This is a genomic window from Streptomyces sp. NBC_01283 (genome assembly GCF_041435335.1).
In the GTDB taxonomy this organism is placed as follows: Bacteria; Actinomycetota; Actinomycetes; order Streptomycetales; family Streptomycetaceae; genus Streptomyces.
In genome coordinates this window covers 4,737,757-4,755,768 of record NZ_CP108430.1, presented here as the reverse complement: position 1 = coordinate 4,755,768, position 18,012 = coordinate 4,737,757, and the positions used below count along the sequence as shown (strand labels likewise).

Sequence of the window (18,012 nt, the reverse complement as noted above, 5' to 3'; positions counted from 1 at the left end):
CATCCGGCGACCCGGCCTCTCAGGGGTGTTGCTGACACCACCCCCGTACGGAACCGAATCCTCCGGGTAAAGAGGCAGCGAAAGGGGGGTGCCCCTCAGCGAGAAGCACTGAGGGGCACCCCCTGGCCTGACGGGAGAAACCGTCAGCCGTTGTAGCCGAAGAGGCCGTCGAGCGACGAACCGTCACGGTGGCCGCCGTCCGCCTGGCCGGCCGTGGTGATCCCGTAGGGGCCGCCCATGTTGGTGAAGGACTGGCCCGCGTAGCGGCCCTCGCTGAAGGTGCTGCTCGGACCGTCGGAAGCGACGGCGGTGCCGGTGGCCAGGACTCCGGCGACGGTGGCCACGGCAAAGGCGGCTGCGATGCGCTGCAACACGGTTATCTCCTTTTGGGGTGATTCCAGTGATCCTTGGCAGCGACAACACCTCAATCGGCCCGCACCTTCTCCCAGGCTCGCCGGGCAGCGGCCACGTGGAGTACCAGGTTCATCCAAGGTGACCTACGCGCGTACGCGCGGCTGCGAACCATCTGGAAACACGAGAGCCCCTGACCGAACTCGCTGGTCAGAGGCTCTCAAGAACTGCGGTGGGTGTGGGATTTGAACCCACGGTGACTCTCGCCACGACGGTTTTCAAGACCGTTCCCTTAGGCCGCTCGGGCAACCCACCCCGCACCGCCGATCAGGGCGGTGCGGGGACAAGAGTAGCGGGTCAGCTCTCGCCCTTGCGCTGGCCCAGGACCACGTCGGTCTTGTGCTCCTTGCCGTCGCGCTTGTACGTGATCTCGACGGTGTCGCCCGGCTTGTGGGTCCAGATCTGGCCGATCAGGGTCGGGCCGCTGTCGATCGCCATGTCGTCCAGCTTCGTGATGACGTCGCCGGGCTTGAGGCCCGCCTTGTCCGCGGGACCGTTCGGGGTGACCGCCTGCGAACCGCTCGCGCCCTCCCGGGAGATCGTGGCGCCGCCCGTGTTCTCCTGCAGGGCGACCGAGGCACCGATCACGGGGTAGACGGCCTGGCCGTTCTTGATCAGCTGCTGGGCGACGTACTTGGCCTGGTTGACCGGGATCGCGAAGCCGAGGCCGATCGAGCCGGACTGGCCCCCTCCGCCACCGAGGCCGCCGCCGCTCTCCGCGGGCTTGATCGCGGAGTTGATGCCGATGACCGCGCCGCCCGCGTCGAGCAGCGGACCGCCGGAGTTGCCGGGGTTGATGGAGGCGTCGGTCTGCAGGGCGCTCATGTACGAGCTCTTGCTGCTCGCGCCGTCGCTTGAGGTCACCGGGCGGTCCTTGGCGCTGACGATGCCGGTGGTGACCGTGTTCGAGAGGCCGAAGGGGGCTCCGATGGCGATCGTCGAGTCGCCGACGGCCACCTTGTCGGAGTTGCCGAGGGGGAGGGGCTTCAGGTTCGACGGCGGGTTCTTGAGCTTGATGACCGCCACGTCATAGCCCTCGGCACGGCCGACCACCTCGGCGTCGTACTTCTTGCCGTCCGAGAACGTCGCCGCGAGCTTCCCGCCGTCGGCCGCGGAGGCCACGACGTGGTTGTTCGTAAGGATGTGGCCCTGCTTGTCGTAGACGAAGCCGGTGCCCGTGCCGCCCTCGCCGTTGCCGCCCTGGGCCTCGATGGTGACGACGCTGGGCAGCGCCGTGCCCGCGATGTCGGCGACCGTGCCGGGGTCGCGCTTGAGGTCGGCGGGGGTGTTCGACGCGGAGACGGTGGTCGAGCCCGTGCTGTTGTCGTTCCGGTCGGCCGCCCAGAAGCCGATGCCGCCGCCGACACCGCCCGCGACCAGCGCGGCCACGAGCACCGCGGCGATCAGGCCGCCGCGACGGCCCGCGGGCTTGGACCCCTCGGGGTGCTGCGCCGCGTACGACGAGCCCCAGCCGGAGCCTCCGCCGTGGGCGTACGAGGGAACGGTGGGCGGCGGCGGAGGCGGCCAGGCGCCGGCACCGGAGGCGTGCGGGGGCGTGCCCTCGGTGGTACCGGCGTGCGGGGGAACCTGGTGCGCCGCCGGTTCCTGGCCGGGCGCGGCGGACGGCGCCGCGGGATCGGGCGCGGCGGACGGCGCCGCGCGGTCGGCGGAAGCAGCGGGAGATTCCACCGGCACAGGAGGCGCTGACGGGGCCGGGGGTACCTCGTTGCCCTCGTTCTCGGTGCTCACAGCTCTTCTCCTCGGTCCACGCTGTCGTTCTCGGTCACGGCCTGGCTGTGCCCAACTGTGCATGTGTCTGCAGTCAGCTTTTCCCATGGGCTGTCAGGGCACCATAAGCCGATCCTGTGGATCCGGCTCTGTGTGCACCACCTGGGCAAGCCTGCGGGTACCCCGTGATGGCACCATGACGCGGTGACCCTCGCACGACAGCAACAGATCCAGGTCGTCGCCCACCGCGGAGCTTCCGAAGACGCCCCCGAGCACACGCTGGCCGCGTACAAGAAAGCGGTCGAGGACGGTGCCGACGCTCTCGAATGCGACGTACGCCTCACTGCGGACGGGCACCTCGTCTGCGTCCACGACCGTCGCGTGAACCGGACGTCGAACGGCCGGGGCGCCGTGTCGGCCCTTGAGCTCTCCGACCTCGCGGCCCTCGACTTCGGATCCTGGAAGAACAATCACGGTGAGGCCGACGAAGGGCCCGACTGGGAGGACACCTCCGTCCTCACCCTGGAGCGGCTCCTGGAGCTGGTGGCCGAAAGCAATGCTTCGGGGCGCAACGTCCAGCTGGCCATCGAGACCAAGCACCCGACCCGCTGGGCGGGGCAGGTCGAGGAAAGGCTGCTCCTTCTACTGAAGCGCTTCGGTTTGGACTGTCCACCCGCCGATGGCCCCTCTCCCGTACGCGTCATGAGCTTCTCGGCGCGCTCCCTGCATCGGGTGCGGGCCGCGTCCCCCACCCTGCCGACGGTCTATCTGATGCAGTTCGTCTCGCCGCGCCACCGCGACGGCCGTCTGCCCGAGGGCGTCCGGATCGCCGGTCCGGGCATGCGGATCGTCCGCAATCACCCCGCGTACGTGGCCAAACTCAAACGCGCGGGACACCAGGTGCACGTGTGGACCGTGAACGAACCCGAGGACGTGGAGCTCTGCGCCGAACTCGGCGTCGACGCCATCATCACCAATCGCCCCAAGCAGGTGCTGTCCCAGTTGGGCCGTCGCTAACCGCCATCCCGTCAGTTACAGGGTGTGCACCGGCGCGTTCGGTCCGTATTCGATCGTTACGAGTGCGTCACCGCACAAGGATTGGCCGGTTTCCGGTCCAGTCCATTGGGGCATTCACACCGTGGCGTGGGGCGAAGGAGGTCTCGGGGGTGGCGTTGGTGGTGGCACGGGAGGTGCCCGCGTCGTCGAGCATGGCCGTACCCCATGGCCCTGCGGGCGTGGGAGAAGCAAGGCACCGGATGCGCGATCAGTTGCGCGGGAACGGGGTGCCGGAAACGGTCGTCGACGATGCCGTACTGATCCTTTCGGAATTGCTCAGCAATGCCTGCCGGCACGGCAGGCCGCTGGGCGAAGGAATGGTCGGCGACGGTGATGTCCGGGCCGCCTGGCGCGTGGACGCGACAGGCAGGCTGACGGTCGAGGTGACGGACGGCGGTGGCCCGACCCGCCCCGTTCCGGCCACACCCTCGGTCACCGCGCACGGCGGGCGCGGGCTCAACATCATCACGGCCCTCGCCGAGACCTGGGGCGTGCGCGACGACACCCACGGCGAGGTCACGGTGTGGGTGGTCGTCCATGCCGGGCAGTGCCACGAGGACTTCGCTACGCGCGTCGCGGCCCCGTCGGCCGCCGGGATACCCGACCTCGCGTACGCCGACCCGTTCGACGACCGCGACTGAGGCCCACGACCGTCGACCGCGACTGACGCCCGCGACCGTCGACCGCGCCTGACGACCGCGACCGCCCGCTGCGACCGACCGGTCCGCGGGCGGCGACCACGGACCAGGATCACGACCTGCGACCGCGGCCGGCGGTTCCCACCCGCCCAGGCTGAATCCCGACGCCCCCTGGGCGAGCGGCTAGGCTCGCGCCCGTACGCCCCAAGGCGTACGAAGAGCCACGCTGTAAAGCCGCATCCGGGAGACACCCAAGATGGCCAAGAAGCGCCCTCAGACCAAGGGCAAGCAGCCGCAGCTGACGGACGGACAGGTCCCTGTCGTCGGCGCCCGCGAACCCTGCCCCTGCGGTTCGGGCCGCCGTTACAAGGCCTGTCACGGCCGGGCCGCCGCGCACGCGGCGACCGAGCTGGTGCACCGCCCCTTCGAAGGCCTGCCCGGTGAGGGCGACTGGGTGGCCCTGCGCGAGCTCGTCCCGGCGGCGACCGTCGAACTGCCCCTCAAGGACGGGCTGCCGGACGGCGTGCCCTCCGTCTCCCTGGCGACCGTCCTGCCGATGGCCTGGCCCGCGCTGCGCCGCGACGACGGCTCGGTCCTGCTCGGCCTGCAGAACGACACCGCGTCCGGTGACATCAGCCGCGACCTCGCCGACACCCTCCAGCGCGCCCTGACCGCCGAGCCCGGCTCTCCGGTCCAGGCCCGCCGCGCCCCTGCCGACGGGCCGCGCCTGCAGGACCTCCTGGACCCCGAGGGCGTATTCGAGCCGATCGTGCACGCCGGCTTCGAGTTCTGGGTCCCGGACTCGGAGAACGCGTCCACGGAGGTCTCCGCGTCCCTGGAGCGGGCGAACGCCGCCGCCATCCCGACCGTGCGGCTCTCCGGCGTGGACTGCGCGTACTGGTGCGAGACCCCGGACAAGAACCACCTGCGCTGGGTCATGCCGCACCCCGAGGAGCAGCTCCTCGACGCACTCGCCCGGCTGCACGCGGCCGGTACGTCGAGCCTCGGCGACGGCACCCGTCTGGTCGGCTCCTTCCGGGCGCACGGTCTGACGGTCCCGGTGTGGGACCTGCCGACCGGAATGGGCGCCGAGGACATCGAGAAGCCCGCCGCGGAGTTCGCCGAGCGGCTCGCGACGGCGCTGAGCAGCGATGCCCCGCTCACGCCGGAGGAGCGGCGGGCGCGCGGCGGTCTCACCAACCGCCAGGTGACGCTGAGCTGACCCACCAGTCAGTCGGACGGGGAGCGTGACTCCTGTCACAACTCCCCGTCGTCGCAGGTAAATCCCTGTCTGGATATCCGAGATCGAATTTGCCCAGAGCAGATCTCTTGTTACCGTTCAGGTAGCCCGGTTGCTGGTGCATCCCCCGTCGCCAGCAACCGGGCGCTTTCATGTCCGGCCCACTGTCCGGCCTGACCTGCTGTCTCAACTGGCCTTCGGTCGAGCGGAGTTGCTCCCGGAGCGCAGGAGCAACGGTCCGCCACTCCCGTCGGCGAACTCCACCACCGCCGAATACGCCTCGGCATTCCCCGCCGTGCGCTCACGGGGTGTCTCGCACGCCCCCGGCTCGTCCGCCGCGCCGACCGCGCAATGCATCTGCACGGTGCGTGCGCCGGGGCCCATAACGGTCAGTACGGCGCTCAGCTCATCACCGGTCGTGTTGCGGTAGTAAGTGCGCCCCCAGGTGTCGTGCCCCTGGGTCAGGACGCACGTCTGGGCCTCGATGCCCTTGGGGGAGGTCACTTCGGGTCCGCACTGTGCGGCAGTGTCGAGGCCGAGCCCCGTGAGGAGCGACGAGTCGTCCGCGGATGAGGACGCGCCCTCCGTAGAGGCCCGTTTCGAAGTGGGCCTCTCCGTGGAGGGCTGTTTCGCGTCGGGATCCGGCGCCGTTCCCGGTGCCGCGTCCGCCGGCCGCTCCGACGGCTTGGCGTCGGCGTCGCCGTCACCCACAGGCCCCGCGGACGCGCCGGCGAGCGGCAGGAAAACCGTAATGGCCACGACGCCCATGAGCGCGATCAGGCGGGGGTTCATAAGGCCTGACAGTAACGACGTTTGATGGGCGCCCGGCTCGCCGCGCGCCCATTTCCCCTACAACTCGGGCGCGCTCACACCCGTACGAGTGAGCGCGTCGACCACCGCGTCCACCACGGCCTCGACATCGGGGACCCACGGGGCTGCCGAGCCGGGCAACGGAGCCCGCTCCCAGCCCACCGGTCCCTGTCCTGTCTCCGAAGGCGGCAGCGCGATGTATCCGCCCTCTCCGTGGAAGCGCAGTGAGCCCGGTACGTAGTCCTTGGCGTACAGCAGCTCGCCCAACTGCTCCATGGAGTACGGCGCTACGAGCAGAAAAACGCGGGCGGGGGTCGCCACGACCGGGCCGAGCCTGATGCCCATCTCGTCGAGCGCGGCAAGCGCGCGCTCTCCCGCGATGACGGGCAGGCTGACGGCGCATGGGGCGCCGACGCCGGTCGCGAGCACGATGGGAGCGTCCGGGCGGTTCGTCCACCACCAGCTCACCATGCGCTCGTCGGTCGTCGCGGTCAGCAGACCGGGGTCGAGGGGGTGGGCTCCTGGCACCGTGCAGTCGGGGTCGGGGCAGGCGCAGCGGGTGCCGTCTCGCCGGTCGAGGCCGACGCCGGGCACCACGGGCCACTTCCATGCCGTCGCAAAGGTCAGGGCCGCGCCCTTCAGGCTGGGACTCCGGTCAGACTTCCTGCCGGTGAGCCTGGACAGGAGCCTGCTTCGCCTTCCGAGGATCTCGCGCATGAGCGCTCGTTCCTTTCCGTTTACACGCCGAGGAACACGGCGGGCCACATCACACCATGTGTGGATCACTTCGCTGTGCGTAGAACTGGCGCATCACACCCCAGCCTGCGGCATGGGGAACCCCGAAGGGCCGAGCGTTAGCGTGGCGTGGGGTGGCGGTGCCTGGCGTTTGCTGTCCCGCGTGCTTCTCGCCGCCTCCCCCACGGGAGGATGGGGCACGGTCGTCGTGAGTTAAGACGCCCGGGTCCGTCGCCAGGTTCCGGGCTGATCTCAACTGCCCCTGGTCATCACCGAGTACGTACCCATCACGGCCGCTGTGACGCGCCTCCCGTGCCTGAGGGCTCGGGAGTACCCCTTGTTGAACAATCCCAGTCGATCGCAATAGGCCGTCGCCTCAGGCACTTTTGAGCCAAGTTACCAAGATCGCGATACGTCACAGAATTCCCACGGACACCAGGAATCCCAGCTGGACAATGCTGGACATCCCCTAACCAGTGCGTGTAGATGTGGAGAACATTGCTAGCGGCGCAGAATGACATGGGGGTTTGCGATGCTATTGAGCAATACGCACCGGCCGGAAAGCCGTCAGCCATGAACGCTCCGCACCTCCCGAAAGTGGCCGGAATCGATTCAACTGTTCCGCCACCAGCCCACACTGTCGCGCCCGCCCCACAGGCCAAGGGTGCACCGACCCTCATGATCCAGGACCGGCTCGCGGGCTGGATCTCCGATCTGACCACCCTGCAGGAGCTCACCGAGCGCCTGGCCCGCACGGCCACCCTCGACGAAGCCCTGCACGAACTGCTGCACGCCGGAGCCGCCCTCGTCGGCGCGCGCCGCGGCCTGCTCGTCCTCGAACCCGCCGACGGGATCGGCCCCGACACCGCCATCGGCCTGGGCCTCACCCGTGCCGACCTCGGCCACATCGAGACGGTCCCCCGCGCCGTCACCGCCTTCGGGCGGCTCCTTGACGCGCCGCCCACGCCCCCGGGCGCCGAGACCGAGATCGTCAACGCCGACCTGCTCGCCGACGGCAGCCTCGACCCCCGTCACCGCGAGGTGGCCGCCCGGCTCGGCTACGCCGCGACGTACGCACTGCCCCTGTCCAGCGAGGCGGCGGGCCGAATCGGCGCCGCCGTCTGGCTGTACGACGAGCCCGCGGAGCCCGGCGAGCGCCAGCGCCACCTCGTCGGCCTCTACGCGCGCCAGGCCGCCGAGCATCTGGCGCGGCTGATCGAACTGAACCGCGCCCGCACGACGGAGGCCACGCTGCGCGAGGAGCTGCTGCCCTCGCGCCTGCCGCGGGTCTCCGGGGTGCAGCTCGCCGCGCGGCACCGCACCTGCGCGCTCGGCGGCGGCGACTGGTTCGACGCGCTGCCGCTGCCCGACGCCGCGCTCGGCCTCGCGGTCGGGTCCGTCACCGGGTCCGGGCCGAGCGCCGTCGCCGCGATGGGGCGCCTGCGGGCCTCCTTGCGGGCGTACGCCGTCATGGAGGGCGAGGACCCCGTCGCCGTACTGTCCGATCTGGAGCTGCTGCTGCGGCTCACCGAACCGGCACGGTCGGCGACGTCTCTCTTCGCGTACTGCGAGCCGGCCCAGCGCAAGATCATCCTGGCCGGTGCCGGGCACAGCCCGCCGCTGGTGATCGGTGAGCGGCGCACGGAGTTCGTGGAGACCTCGCTGTCGGCGCCGCTGGGAATGCTCGCGTGCTGGGAGGCGCCCAGCGTGGAGTTCAAGACGGAGCCGGGAGAAACGGTGCTTCTCTATACGGACGGCCTGCTGCACCGCACCGGTGACCCGATGGACCGGGCCTTCGCGCGGCTGCACGCGGCGGCGGCCGGGGTGCCGAAGGCGGTGCGCGACGACCCGGACGCGCTCACCGATCACATCCTGCGGACGGTGCTGCCGGACGGGCTCGACACGGTCGACAGCGACGAGGACGTGGTGCTCCTTGCGGCCCGTTTCGAGTGACTCCCGCGATACGCCATGTAATGGGCCTTCTGGCTCTGGGCCCCCTTCCGTACGCCCGTACGATGGAGGGGGCCCAGTGTCGTACATAGGAGGCAGATCGTGTCGGAGGAGCTCAATCCGGAGAACCCGGAGATCGAGTCCGAGGAAGAGCCGATCAAGCAGCGCAAGAACGGCCTGTACCCGGGAGTCTCCGACGAGCTCGCCGAGAACATGAAGGCCGGCTGGGCCGACACGGAGCTGCACGACCTGCAGCCGATCGCCCAGACCGCGCACACCGCCGCCCGCCGTGCCGCGCTCTCCGCGCGCTTCCCGGGCGAGCGCCTCGTGATCCCCGCGGGCAACCTCAAGACCCGCTCGAACGACACGGAGTACGCCTTCCGCGCCTCCGTCGAGTACGCGTACCTGACCGGCAACCAGACCGAGGACGGCGTCCTCGTCCTGGAGCCGACGGACTTCGCGGACGGCACGAGCGGCCACGAGGCCACCATCTACCTGCTGCCGCGCTCCGACCGCGAGAACGGCGAGTTCTGGCTGGACGGCCAGGGCGAGCTGTGGGTCGGCCGCAGGCACTCCCTCACCGAGGCCGAGACGCTGTACGGCATCCCCGCGTCCGACGTGCGCGAGCTCGGCGCACACCTGCGCGAGGCGACCGGTTCCGTCCGCGTCGTCCGCGGCTACGACGCCGGCATCGAGGCCGCGCTGACCGACAAGGTCACCGCCGAGCGCGACGAGGAGCTGCGCGTCTTCCTCTCCGAGGCCCGTCTGGTCAAGGACGAGTTTGAAGTCGGCGAGCTGCAGAAGGCGTGCGACGCGACGGCGCGGGGCTTCGAGGACGTCGTACGCGTCCTGGACAAGGCCGAGGCGACCAGCGAGCGCTACATCGAGGGCACCTTCTTCCTGCGCGCCCGCGTCGACGGCAACGACATCGGCTACGGCTCGATCTGCGCCGCGGGCCCGCACGCCACGACCCTGCACTGGGTGCGCAACGACGGCGCCGTGCGCTCCGGGGAGCTGCTGCTCCTCGACGCCGGTGTGGAGACGCACACGTACTACACCGCCGACGTGACGCGCACGCTGCCGATCAACGGCCGCTTCAACGAGCTGCAGCGGAAGATCTACGACGCCGTGTACGAGGCCCAGGAGGCCGGCATCGCGGCCGTGCGGCCCGGCGCCAAGTACCGCGACTTCCACGACGCCGCGCAGCGCGTGCTCGCCGAGAAGCTCGTGGAGTGGGGCCTCGTCGAGGGCCCGGTCGAGCGCGTCCTGGAGCTGGGCCTCCAGCGCCGCTGGACCCTGCACGGCACCGGTCACATGCTCGGCATGGACGTCCACGACTGCGCTGCCGCGCGCCGTGAGACGTACGCCGACGGTGTCCTGGAGCCCGGCATGTGCCTGACCGTCGAGCCCGGTCTGTACTTCCAGGCGGACGACCTGACGGTGCCGGAGGAGTACCGCGGCATCGGCGTGCGGATCGAGGACGACATTCTCGTGACGGCCGACGGCAACAAGAACCTGTCGGCTTCGCTGCCGCGGCGTGCCGATGACGTCGAGACGTGGATGGCCGAGCTCAAGGGCTGATCGTCCCTGATCCGATCTGCCGCGATCTGCCGGACCGGGCCCCTTCTTTAAGAAGGGGCCCGGTTTCGCGTTTCCGGGGCCATGCGGCCGTCTCCCCGGGCCTAGCGCTCGTCCTCGCCCGCCACCTTGGCGGTGCTCAGGGCTATGCGGTTCCAGGTGTTGATGGTGAAGATCAGGGCCAGGACGTGGCCCAGCTCCGTCTCGTCGAAGTGCGCCGCCGCACGGGCGTAGACGTCGTCCGGGATGCCGCCCCGGTGGACGAGCGTGACGGCCTCGGTCAGGTCGAGGGCCGCCTGCTCCTTCTCCGTGAAGAAGTTCCTGGCCTCGCGCCATACGCCGACCATGTGCAGCCGCGCCTCGTCCTCGCCTGCCTTGCGCGCGTCGGAGGTGTGCATGTGGAGGCAGTACGCGCAGCCGTTGAGCAGCGAGGCGCGGATCTGGATCAGCTCGACCAGGGCCGGGTCGAGGCCGTCACGGGCGGCGGCGTCGAGTCCGATCACGGCCTTGAAGGCCTTGGGGGCGGCCTTGGCGAAGTTGAGGCGGGGAGTCGGGGTGGGGGTGGGGGTGGGGGTGGGGGTGAGGGTCTGTGCGGCGGTCTGGGCGGTGGTCTGCGTGGCGTTCTCGTTGTTCGTCATGACCATGAATCTACGGGTGGGATAGACCTTCGATAGGGTGCATTTCCATGTCGGAATCATGGGTCAATTTGGCCGAGCGCATCGGGAGTGACCTGCACCTGGAGCTCTCCGGGGCGGGTGGCCGCCGCGCCGTCCTCATCCGGGCGCTGCGGGACGCCGTGCGTGAGGGGCGGCTCGCTCCGGGGACGCGGCTTCCGCCCTACCGCTCCCTCGCCGCCGATCTGGGCATCGCCCGCAACACCGTCGCCGACGCCTACGCCGAGCTGGTCGCCGAGGGCTGGCTGACCGCGCGGCAGGGTTCCGGCACCCGGGTGGCCGAGCGGGCTGCGCCACCCGCGCGCACCCGTGTCCCCAAGCGGGCATCCACCCGGCCCGCGGCACCCGCCCCGCCCGCGTACGACCTGCGCCAGGGCCAGCCGGACGCCGCCTCCTTCCCGCGCACCGCCTGGCTCGCCGCGGCCCGGCGTGCCCTCAACTCCGCGCCGAACGAGGCCTTCGGACCAGGTGACCCGCAGGGGCGCGTCGAGCTGCGCCGGGCGCTCGCCGGATACCTGGGGCGCGCCCGCGGAGTGCGCACCGACCCGGAGCGGATCGTGGTCTGCTCCGGCTTCGCGCACGCCTTGCGGCTGCTGTTCGGGACCGGGGGCGGCGGAATGCTGCGCGGGCCGCTGGCCGTGGAGTCGTACGGCCTCGGCTTCCATCGGTCGATCCTCGCGACCGCGGGCGTACGGACGGCCCCGCTCGGCCTCGACGAAAAGGGAGCCCGCATCGAGGAGTTGACCGAGAGTCAGCGAGTCCGGGGTGTACTGCTCACGCCTGCACACCAGTTCCCTACTGGCGGCCCGCTGCACCCGACGCGGCGCGCGGCGGTGATCGACTGGGCGCGCGCCCGCGACGGCCTCGTCCTGGAGGACGACTACGACGGTGAGTTCCGCTACGACCGGGAGCCGGTGGGTGCCGTACAGGGCCTGGACCCCGAACGCGTGGTCTACATGGGCTCGGTCAGCAAGAGCCTCTCCCCGGGAGTGCGCCTCGGGTGGCTTGTTCTGCCCGAACACCTCATCGACGGAGTGCTCGCGGCGAAGGGCGAACGCGAGGCGTGGGCCAGTGTCATCGACCAGCTCACGCTCGCCGATCTGATCGAGTCGGGCCACTACGACCGGCACATCCGCCGCATGCGTCAGCGCTACCGCAACCGCCGTGACCAGCTCGTCTCCGCCCTCGCCACGCACGCCCCGCACATCAGCCCGACCGGTGTCGCCGCCGGCCTGCACGCCGTCCTGCGGCTGCCGCCCGGCACCGAACAGTCCACGGCCAAGGCGGCTGCCTGGCAGGGCCTCGCGCTGGAGGGACTCGCCGGATTCCGCCACCCGGAGGCCACGATGCCCGCGCCCGACGGCCTGGTCGTCGGCTACTCCACGCCGCCGGAGCATGCCTACGGAGCGGCGCTGGAGGCCTTGTGCAGGGCTCTGCCGCCCGGCTGAGCGGGGAAAGGGGCCCGGCAGACCCGGGAGACCAGATGGGGCTCCTACAGCGTTGGAAGGGGCCTCAGGCCGTGACGAGCGGTGCGTCCTCGCGCCACTTGAGGATCTTGTCGAAGCTGATCACCGCGCCGCCCCTGCCCCCCGGCTCGTTGCCGAAGTGGACGTGATCAGCGAGCTCCTGGATGAGGTACAGCCCGCGTCCGTGTTCGGCACTGTCGGATGCGGGCTGCGCGACGGGGACGAATCCCGGGCCGGAGTCGGCCACTTCGATATGGCACTTCTCGCCGTCCAGGTACGCCGTCACCCGATAGGCCCCCGCCGCCCCCTCGGGAGGAACCGCCGCGCCCCCGTGCTCCACCGCGTTGGCACAGGCCTCGCTGAGCGCCACCGACAGGTCGTACGAGACGTCGGGATCCACCCCCGCGGTCTCCATCGTGCCCATCAGCAAGCGGCGGGCCAGCGGGACGCTCGCAGCTTCGCGCCGCAAATGGAGAGACCACCACATGCTCATGCTCCAGCCTCCTGGCCGCGGCTCGACATACCGATACGTATTGCCGCAAGCGCCCGTGTGTAAGCGCGTAGTTGAAGTGATGCCGCCCATACGGCGGACGCGCGGAGGGCTCGGGACGGTGTAGACACGCCTCTCACGAGCCACTTTCGGGCCTCGCCCAAAGGCGCCCATTCGTGGCCGACGGCCATCGATCGGCACTCATCGGCACTCATCGGCATCCATGGGAGCTTGCGGACCTGCCGTATGAGGTGGGTAAGCCCAGTGCAATGATGTTCCGGCCATGACTGCCCCCCACCCACACGAAGCGCGCACCGGAGCAGACCTCCGGCTGCTGAGAGCCGCGGTGTTCGCCGTGCTCTGCGTCGTGCTGTCCGCCGGGGGCCATGTGCTCGCTTCCTGCGCCGCCGTCCCGCTGTGGACGCTCGGCGTCGGATTCCTCGCCGTTTTCGCCCTCGCGGCACCGCTCGCCGGGCGTGAGCGCTCGCTGCCGGGCATCGCCGCCCTGCTCGCTGCCGGGCAGGTGGGCCTGCACGCGCTCTTCGGAGTCGGGCAGCACGGCAGCACGGCGGTGGCGGCCACCGACCCCTCCCTGGCGGAGCGGGCCGCGCGCATCGTGTGCGGGGCCGGCGCCGCCAGCATCAGCCCCGCCCAGGCCCACCGGATCCTGACCACGGCGGGCGTGGAGCCGGGCGGCGGGGCCACCGGCCACGCCCTGCACCACAGCTCCCCGGCCACCACGGCGGCGGACTCGGCGATGGACACGGCGATGGGCTCCATGTCGCTGCTCCCGTCGCTTCCCATGCTCCTGGGGCACGTACTCGCCGCAGTGGCCGCCGGATGGCTGCTGCGCCGCGGCGACATCGCGCTGCTCCGACTCGTGCGGCTCTCGGCGCACGGGGCGTATGGAGTCGCCGAGGGGGCTCTCGTCCGTTCCCTGCGCGGCGCGCTCGCCTTTGTGTGCGCCCTCCGCGCCGGACTTCCCGGGGCGCCCGACGCGGATCTCCGCGCGCCCCGTACGGCCTTCTTCGGACCACCGAAGCCGCACACCTCCGCGCTCCAGCACACGGTGATCAGGCGAGGGCCGCCGGCCACCGCCGCACTCGCACTCGCTGCCTGACGCGACGCACTCCTACCGCAGCACTACGGAGAGGTGCCTCGCGCCCGGCGGCATCCACGCGCGCGTGCCCGCCCGGTTCGTCGCCGCGCGCACTCTCCCCGGTCACCGCCGCCGATCTCGTCGGCACCGCTGACCACCACCGCTGAAAGTGGAGTGTTCCGCCATGTCTGTTCTGTCTGCGCTGTCCACCGTGAAGGCCTCCCGCGTCTCCGTCGTCGGTGGCGTCGCCGCCTCCGCCGTCCTGCTCCTCTCCGTCCCCGCCTTCGCGCACGTCAGCGTCACGGCCGAGGGCCAGGCCGCCAAGGGCGGCTACGCCACGGTCAACTTCAAGGTGCCGAACGAGATGGACGACGCCTCGACCAACAAGCTCGAGGTCTCCTTCCCCAAGGACCACCCGCTCGCCTCCGTCATGACGCAGGACGTCCCCGGCTGGACCGCGAAGGTCACCAAGACGAAGCTCGACAAGCCGCTCGAGATGCACGGCGAGAAGATCGACGAGGCCGTCTCCAAGGTCACCTGGACCGCCGACGGCAAGGGTGTCCGGCCGGGCACCTTCCAGAAGTTCCCGCTCTCCATCGGCGCGCTGCCCGAGGACGCCGACGAGCTCGTCTTCAAGGCCGTCCAGACTTACGACAACAAGGACGTCGTCCGCTGGATCGAGCCGCAGCAGAAGGGCCAGGAGGAGCCGGAGCACCCGGCGCCCGCTCTCGCCCTGACCGCCGCGTCCGAGGACGGCCACGGCGCCGCCGCGTCGCACGACGACGCCAAGGAAGACGCCAAGTCGGACGACAAGAGCGAGTCCGCCGCCTCCTCCGACAGCAGCGACTCCACCGCCCGCGTCCTCGGCATCGTCGGCATCGTCGTCGGCGCCGCCGGTGTGGCGTTCGGCGTGCTCGCCGGTCGTCGGCGCGCCAACAGCTGAGCCACCCTTCGGGCCGCATCGGGGGCGTTTCGACCGCCCCCGATGCGCCCGGGCCCCCTCACATCTGGGACATTTTCGTATGCGCAAGAAGAAGCTGCTCGCCGCCGCCATGCTGGCCGCGGCCACCCTCACCCTGTCCGCCTGCGGCGGCGGTGACGACGGCAAGAAGCCCGTCGCGGACGTCTCCGTCGAGTCCAACGGCGACAAGGCCGCGACCATCCTCGACAAGCCCTTCGAGAAGCCGGACCTCGTCCTCACGGACACGCACGGCAAGAAGTACGACCTGCGCGCCGAGACCAAGGGCAAGCCGACGCTCATCTACTTCGGCTACACCAACTGCCCGGACGTCTGCCCCCTGACGATGAGCAACATCGCCGTCGCCAAGAAGCAGCTGCCCAAGGCCGAACAGGACAAGCTCCAGGTCGTCTTCGTGACCACCGACCCCAAGCGGGACACCCCCGAGGCCCTCGGCAAGTGGCTCAAGTCCCAGGACACCGACTTCATCGGTCTGACCGGTGACTTCGACACCATCCAGGGCAGCGCCCGCACCCTCGGCATCAGCATCGAGCCCTCCAAGAAGGAGAAGGGCAAGGTCGTCTCGATGCACGGCACGCAGGTCATCGCGTTCTCGCCGAAGACCGACGCCGGATACGTCCTCTACGGCGAGGACACCACCGTGGACGACTACACCAAGGACCTCCCCAAGATCGTCAAGGGAGCGACTCCGTGAACCGCCGCATTCTCACCGGCGGCGCCCTGGCACTGACGGCGGGGCTCGCCCTCGCCGGCTGCTCGGAGGCGTCCGCCGACAAGGCATCGGACAAGCCCGAACTCAAGGTCGTCGGCGCCTTCATGCCCGAGCCGGCCATGGATTCCATGGCCTCCGGGTTCTTCACCGTCACGAACAAGGGCAGCGCCGACAAGCTCACCTCGGTGACCAGCTCCCTCGCCCAGAGGGTCACGCTGCACAGCACCAAGGGCAACGCGATGAAGGAGCAGAAGTCGTTCGACGTACCCGCGAACGGCGAGCTCGACTTCGCGCGGGGCGGCAACCACCTCATGTTCGAGGAGCTCAAGCACAAGCCGAAGCAGGGCGACAAGGTCGCCGTGACGCTGCACTTCGAGAAGTCGGACCCGATCAAGATTGAGGTTCCGGTGAAGGCCGCCACGTACAACCCCAAGCCCGGCAAGCACGCGTCGCACTGAGGGACTGATCGCTGATGCAGACCATCGCTCCCCGCTGTGGAGCTCGCTCCGGGGCCGCCGCCCGCTTCGGGATAACCCCCGGCGCCGGACGGCTCCTGCTCGTCGTCGCCGTCTTCCTCGGCGCCCTGCTGGCCACGGCGGCACCCGCTTCCGCCCATGCCGCGCTGACGGGCAGCGACCCCAAGCAGGGGGCGGTGGTCGACACGGCGCCCGCCCGCGTATCGCTGACCTTCTCCGAGAAGGTCGCCATGTCCGACGGCTCCGTACGGGTGCTCGACCCGGCCGGCAAGCGCGTCGACACCGGCAAGACCACCGACCTCGGCTCCAACACGTACGGCGTGCCGCTGCACAAGGGGCTGCCCGACGGCACCTTCACCGTCGCCTACCAGGTCGTCTCCGCCGACAGCCACCCCATCTCCGGGGCGTACACCTTCTCCGTGGGCGCGCCCTCCGACACGAAGGTCGCGCTGCCGGACCAGGAAGTGGGCGGCGGATTCGTCGGCGGGCTCTACGGCTTCGCCCGCTACCTCTCGTACGCCGGTTTCATCCTCGTCGTCGGAGGGGCCGCCTTCGTCCTCGGCTGCTGGCCGCGTGGCGCCGGCGTACGCCCCGTGCAGCGTCTCGTGGTGTCCGGCTGGGTCACGCTCACCGCGTCCACCCTCGTGATGCTGCTGCTCCGCGCGCCCTACACCGGGTCGGGCAAGATCGCCGACGCCTTCGACATGGCCAAGCTCGGCGACGTGCTCCAGACGAAGACGGGAGCCGCGCTGGTCTCACGGCTGCTGCTGCTCGCCGCCGCCGCGCTCTTCGTCGCGGTGCTCTTCGGCGCGTACGAGAAGCGGACCGACCCCAAGGAGCGCAAGGACCTCACCTTCGGGCTCGCGGTGGGCGGAGGCGTCGTCGCCGTCGGGCTCGGCGCGACCTGGGCCATGGCCGAGCACGCGTCGACCGGCATCCAGGCCGGTCTCGCGATGCCCGTGGACGTCGTGCACCTGCTCGCGGTCGCCGCCTGGCTCGGCGGGCTCGCGGCGCTCGTCGTCGCCCTCTACTTCGGGCCGTCGATGGAGGCCGGGGCGGTACGGCGCTTCTCACGCGTGGCGTTCTGCAGCGTCGTCGCCCTGGCAGCGACCGGGCTCTACCAGTCGTGGCGGCAGGTCGGCTCGTGGTCGGCGCTCACCGGTACGCGGTACGGACAGCTGCTCCTGGTCAAGGTCGGCCTGGTGGCCGTCCTCGTCGGCATCGCCTGGATCTCCCGGCGCTGGACGGGACGGATCGCGGGCCAGGCGGGCGACATGGCGCCGGAGGCCGCCGCGGCGGCCGTCGTCGAGAAGCGTGCGGAGAAGCACGCGGGGGCCAAGCGCGTCGAGAAGAAGCCGGTCACGGTGCCCGCCGGAGGCGCCGGAACGGACTCCAAGCGCTCCGCCCAGCTCGCCCGTCAGCAGGCCGCCATGAGCACCGCCCGCGAGAAGCGGATCCGCGACGCCGACCCGAACCGGTCCGGCCTGCGGCGCTCCGTGCTCGCCGAGGCGGGTGTCGCCGTCGTCCTGCTCGCCGTCACCACGATCCTCACCTCCACCGAGCCCGGCCGCACGGAGGAGGAAGCGGCGGCTTCGAAGACGGCCGCCGCCGCACAGCGGTCCGGCCCGCTCACCCTCAAGATCCCCTTCGACACGGGCTCCGACGACGGCAAGGGCACCGTGCAGCTCGACCTGGACCCGGGCCGCACCGGCAGCAACGAGATGCACATCTTCGTGAAGCGCCCGAACGGCAGCGCCTTCGACATCCCCGAGGTGAAGGTCTCGTTCACCCTCAAGTCGAAGGACGTCGGGCCACTGCCCGTCGCCCCCGACCACATCGCCACCGGACACTGGAGCGCGAGCGGGGTGCAGATTCCGATGGCGGGCAACTGGAAGGTCGCGCTGACGGTGCGCACCTCCGACATCGACCAAGTGACCGTGAACAAGAACGTGCAGATCGGCTGAACGGAA

General features: G+C 70.6%; 17 protein-coding genes and 1 tRNA gene. 11 read left to right on the top strand and 7 right to left on the bottom strand.

Annotation, left to right across the window (positions count from 1 at the left end; all coding sequences use genetic code 11):
• Positions 1-143: 143 nt before the first annotated feature.
• The 3 genes from OG302_RS21655 to OG302_RS21645 all read right to left on the bottom strand — a co-directional run bounded on the left by OG302_RS21655 (position 144) and on the right by OG302_RS21645 (position 2,160).
• Positions 144-374 carry a hypothetical protein gene (locus OG302_RS21655; RefSeq protein ID WP_371528284.1) on the bottom strand — a complete coding sequence of 77 codons (231 nt, stop codon included), beginning with the start codon at positions 372-374 and terminating at the stop codon, positions 144-146.
• Positions 375-581: 207 nt separating this feature from the next.
• Positions 582-666 (bottom strand) — tRNA-Ser (locus OG302_RS21650).
• A 42-nt stretch (positions 667-708) separates the two neighbouring features.
• A complete protein-coding gene (locus OG302_RS21645) occupies positions 709-2,160 on the bottom strand; it encodes a S1C family serine protease (RefSeq protein ID WP_371528283.1) in 1,452 nt (483 codons plus the stop codon).
• Positions 2,161-2,343: 183 nt separating this feature from the next.
• Between OG302_RS21645 and OG302_RS21640 the strand changes: the two genes are divergently transcribed.
• The 3 genes from OG302_RS21640 (at position 2,344) to OG302_RS21630 (ending at position 5,055) form a co-directional block, all read left to right on the top strand.
• On the top strand, positions 2,344-3,156 hold the full coding sequence (locus OG302_RS21640; RefSeq protein WP_371528282.1) for a glycerophosphodiester phosphodiesterase: 813 nt from the start codon (positions 2,344-2,346) through the stop codon (positions 3,154-3,156).
• A gap of 62 nt (positions 3,157-3,218) precedes the next feature.
• Positions 3,219-3,836 carry an ATP-binding protein gene (locus tag OG302_RS21635; RefSeq protein WP_371528281.1) on the top strand — a complete coding sequence of 206 codons (618 nt, stop codon included), beginning with the start codon at positions 3,219-3,221 and terminating at the stop codon, positions 3,834-3,836.
• A 253-nt stretch (positions 3,837-4,089) separates the two neighbouring features.
• A complete protein-coding gene (locus OG302_RS21630; protein ID WP_371528280.1) occupies positions 4,090-5,055 on the top strand; it encodes a DUF5926 family protein in 966 nt (321 codons plus the stop codon).
• A 204-nt stretch (positions 5,056-5,259) separates the two neighbouring features.
• On the opposite strand, the gene OG302_RS21625 is transcribed toward OG302_RS21630, so the two are convergent.
• A complete protein-coding gene (locus OG302_RS21625; protein WP_371528279.1) occupies positions 5,260-5,865 on the bottom strand; it encodes a hypothetical protein in 606 nt (201 codons plus the stop codon).
• Between the two features lie 57 nt (positions 5,866-5,922).
• A complete protein-coding gene (locus OG302_RS21620) occupies positions 5,923-6,600 on the bottom strand; it encodes a bifunctional DNA primase/polymerase (RefSeq protein ID WP_371528278.1) in 678 nt (225 codons plus the stop codon).
• Between the two features lie 537 nt (positions 6,601-7,137).
• On the opposite strand from OG302_RS21620, the gene OG302_RS21615 reads away from it, so the two are divergent.
• Positions 7,138-8,571, top strand: coding sequence for a PP2C family protein-serine/threonine phosphatase (locus tag OG302_RS21615; protein ID WP_371528277.1), 1,434 nt, complete (start codon positions 7,138-7,140; stop codon positions 8,569-8,571).
• Between the two features lie 99 nt (positions 8,572-8,670).
• Positions 8,671-10,149 carry an aminopeptidase P family protein gene (locus tag OG302_RS21610; RefSeq protein ID WP_371528276.1) on the top strand — a complete coding sequence of 493 codons (1,479 nt, stop codon included), beginning with the start codon at positions 8,671-8,673 and terminating at the stop codon, positions 10,147-10,149.
• Positions 10,150-10,250: 101 nt separating this feature from the next.
• Here OG302_RS21610 and OG302_RS21605 read toward each other — a convergent pair whose 3' ends face one another.
• The gene (locus tag OG302_RS21605) at positions 10,251-10,790 is read right to left on the bottom strand and encodes a carboxymuconolactone decarboxylase family protein (RefSeq protein ID WP_371528275.1); all 540 of its coding nucleotides are present in this window, start codon (positions 10,788-10,790) and stop codon (positions 10,251-10,253) included.
• Between the two features lie 41 nt (positions 10,791-10,831).
• On the opposite strand from OG302_RS21605, the gene OG302_RS21600 reads away from it, so the two are divergent.
• Entirely contained in the window at positions 10,832-12,268 is a 1,437-nt protein-coding gene (locus OG302_RS21600) for a PLP-dependent aminotransferase family protein (RefSeq protein ID WP_371528274.1), read from the top strand.
• Positions 12,269-12,332: 64 nt separating this feature from the next.
• Here the strand turns inward: OG302_RS21600 and OG302_RS21595 are convergent, their stop codons facing one another.
• Positions 12,333-12,779, bottom strand: a complete 447-nt coding sequence (locus OG302_RS21595) for an ATP-binding protein (RefSeq protein WP_361828815.1) — start codon at positions 12,777-12,779, stop codon at positions 12,333-12,335.
• Between the two features lie 280 nt (positions 12,780-13,059).
• Between OG302_RS21595 and OG302_RS21590 the strand changes: the two genes are divergently transcribed.
• The 5 genes from OG302_RS21590 (at position 13,060) to OG302_RS21570 (ending at position 18,006) form a co-directional block, all read left to right on the top strand.
• Positions 13,060-13,896 (top strand): hypothetical protein, encoded by an 837-nt coding sequence (locus OG302_RS21590; RefSeq protein ID WP_371528273.1) that lies wholly within the window; start codon positions 13,060-13,062, stop codon positions 13,894-13,896.
• A gap of 190 nt (positions 13,897-14,086) precedes the next feature.
• Complete coding sequence (locus OG302_RS21585; protein WP_371750189.1) at positions 14,087-14,818, top strand: YcnI family protein; 732 nt, start codon at positions 14,087-14,089, stop codon at positions 14,816-14,818.
• Positions 14,819-14,897: 79 nt separating this feature from the next.
• Entirely contained in the window at positions 14,898-15,548 is a 651-nt protein-coding gene (locus tag OG302_RS21580; protein WP_371528272.1) for an SCO family protein, read from the top strand.
• Positions 15,545-16,024, top strand: a complete 480-nt coding sequence (locus OG302_RS21575) for a copper chaperone PCu(A)C (RefSeq protein ID WP_371528271.1) — start codon at positions 15,545-15,547, stop codon at positions 16,022-16,024. Before OG302_RS21580 ends, OG302_RS21575 begins: the two co-directional genes overlap by 4 nt.
• Before the next feature lie 14 nt (positions 16,025-16,038).
• The gene (locus tag OG302_RS21570; protein WP_371528270.1) at positions 16,039-18,006 is read left to right on the top strand and encodes a copper resistance CopC/CopD family protein; all 1,968 of its coding nucleotides are present in this window, start codon (positions 16,039-16,041) and stop codon (positions 18,004-18,006) included.
• Positions 18,007-18,012: the final 6 nt, after the last annotated feature.

Excerpts from the sequence above, each read along its gene's own strand:
- OG302_RS21595 (WP_361828815.1), bottom strand. The coding sequence starts at position 12,779 with ATGAGCATGTGGTGGTCTCTCCATTTGCGGCGCGAAGCTGCGAGCGTC.
- OG302_RS21580 (WP_371528272.1), top strand. The coding sequence starts at position 14,898 with ATGCGCAAGAAGAAGCTGCTCGCCGCCGCCATGCTGGCCGCGGCCACC.
- OG302_RS21630 (WP_371528280.1), top strand. The coding sequence starts at position 4,090 with ATGGCCAAGAAGCGCCCTCAGACCAAGGGCAAGCAGCCGCAGCTGACG.
- OG302_RS21620 (WP_371528278.1), bottom strand. The coding sequence starts at position 6,600 with ATGCGCGAGATCCTCGGAAGGCGAAGCAGGCTCCTGTCCAGGCTCACC.
- OG302_RS21625 (WP_371528279.1), bottom strand. The coding sequence starts at position 5,865 with ATGAACCCCCGCCTGATCGCGCTCATGGGCGTCGTGGCCATTACGGTT.
- OG302_RS21590 (WP_371528273.1), top strand. The coding sequence starts at position 13,060 with ATGACTGCCCCCCACCCACACGAAGCGCGCACCGGAGCAGACCTCCGG.
- OG302_RS21570 (WP_371528270.1), top strand. The coding sequence starts at position 16,039 with ATGCAGACCATCGCTCCCCGCTGTGGAGCTCGCTCCGGGGCCGCCGCC.
- OG302_RS21600 (WP_371528274.1), top strand. The coding sequence starts at position 10,832 with ATGTCGGAATCATGGGTCAATTTGGCCGAGCGCATCGGGAGTGACCTG.
- OG302_RS21615 (WP_371528277.1), top strand. The coding sequence starts at position 7,138 with ATGGGGGTTTGCGATGCTATTGAGCAATACGCACCGGCCGGAAAGCCG.
- OG302_RS21605 (WP_371528275.1), bottom strand. The coding sequence starts at position 10,790 with ATGGTCATGACGAACAACGAGAACGCCACGCAGACCACCGCCCAGACC.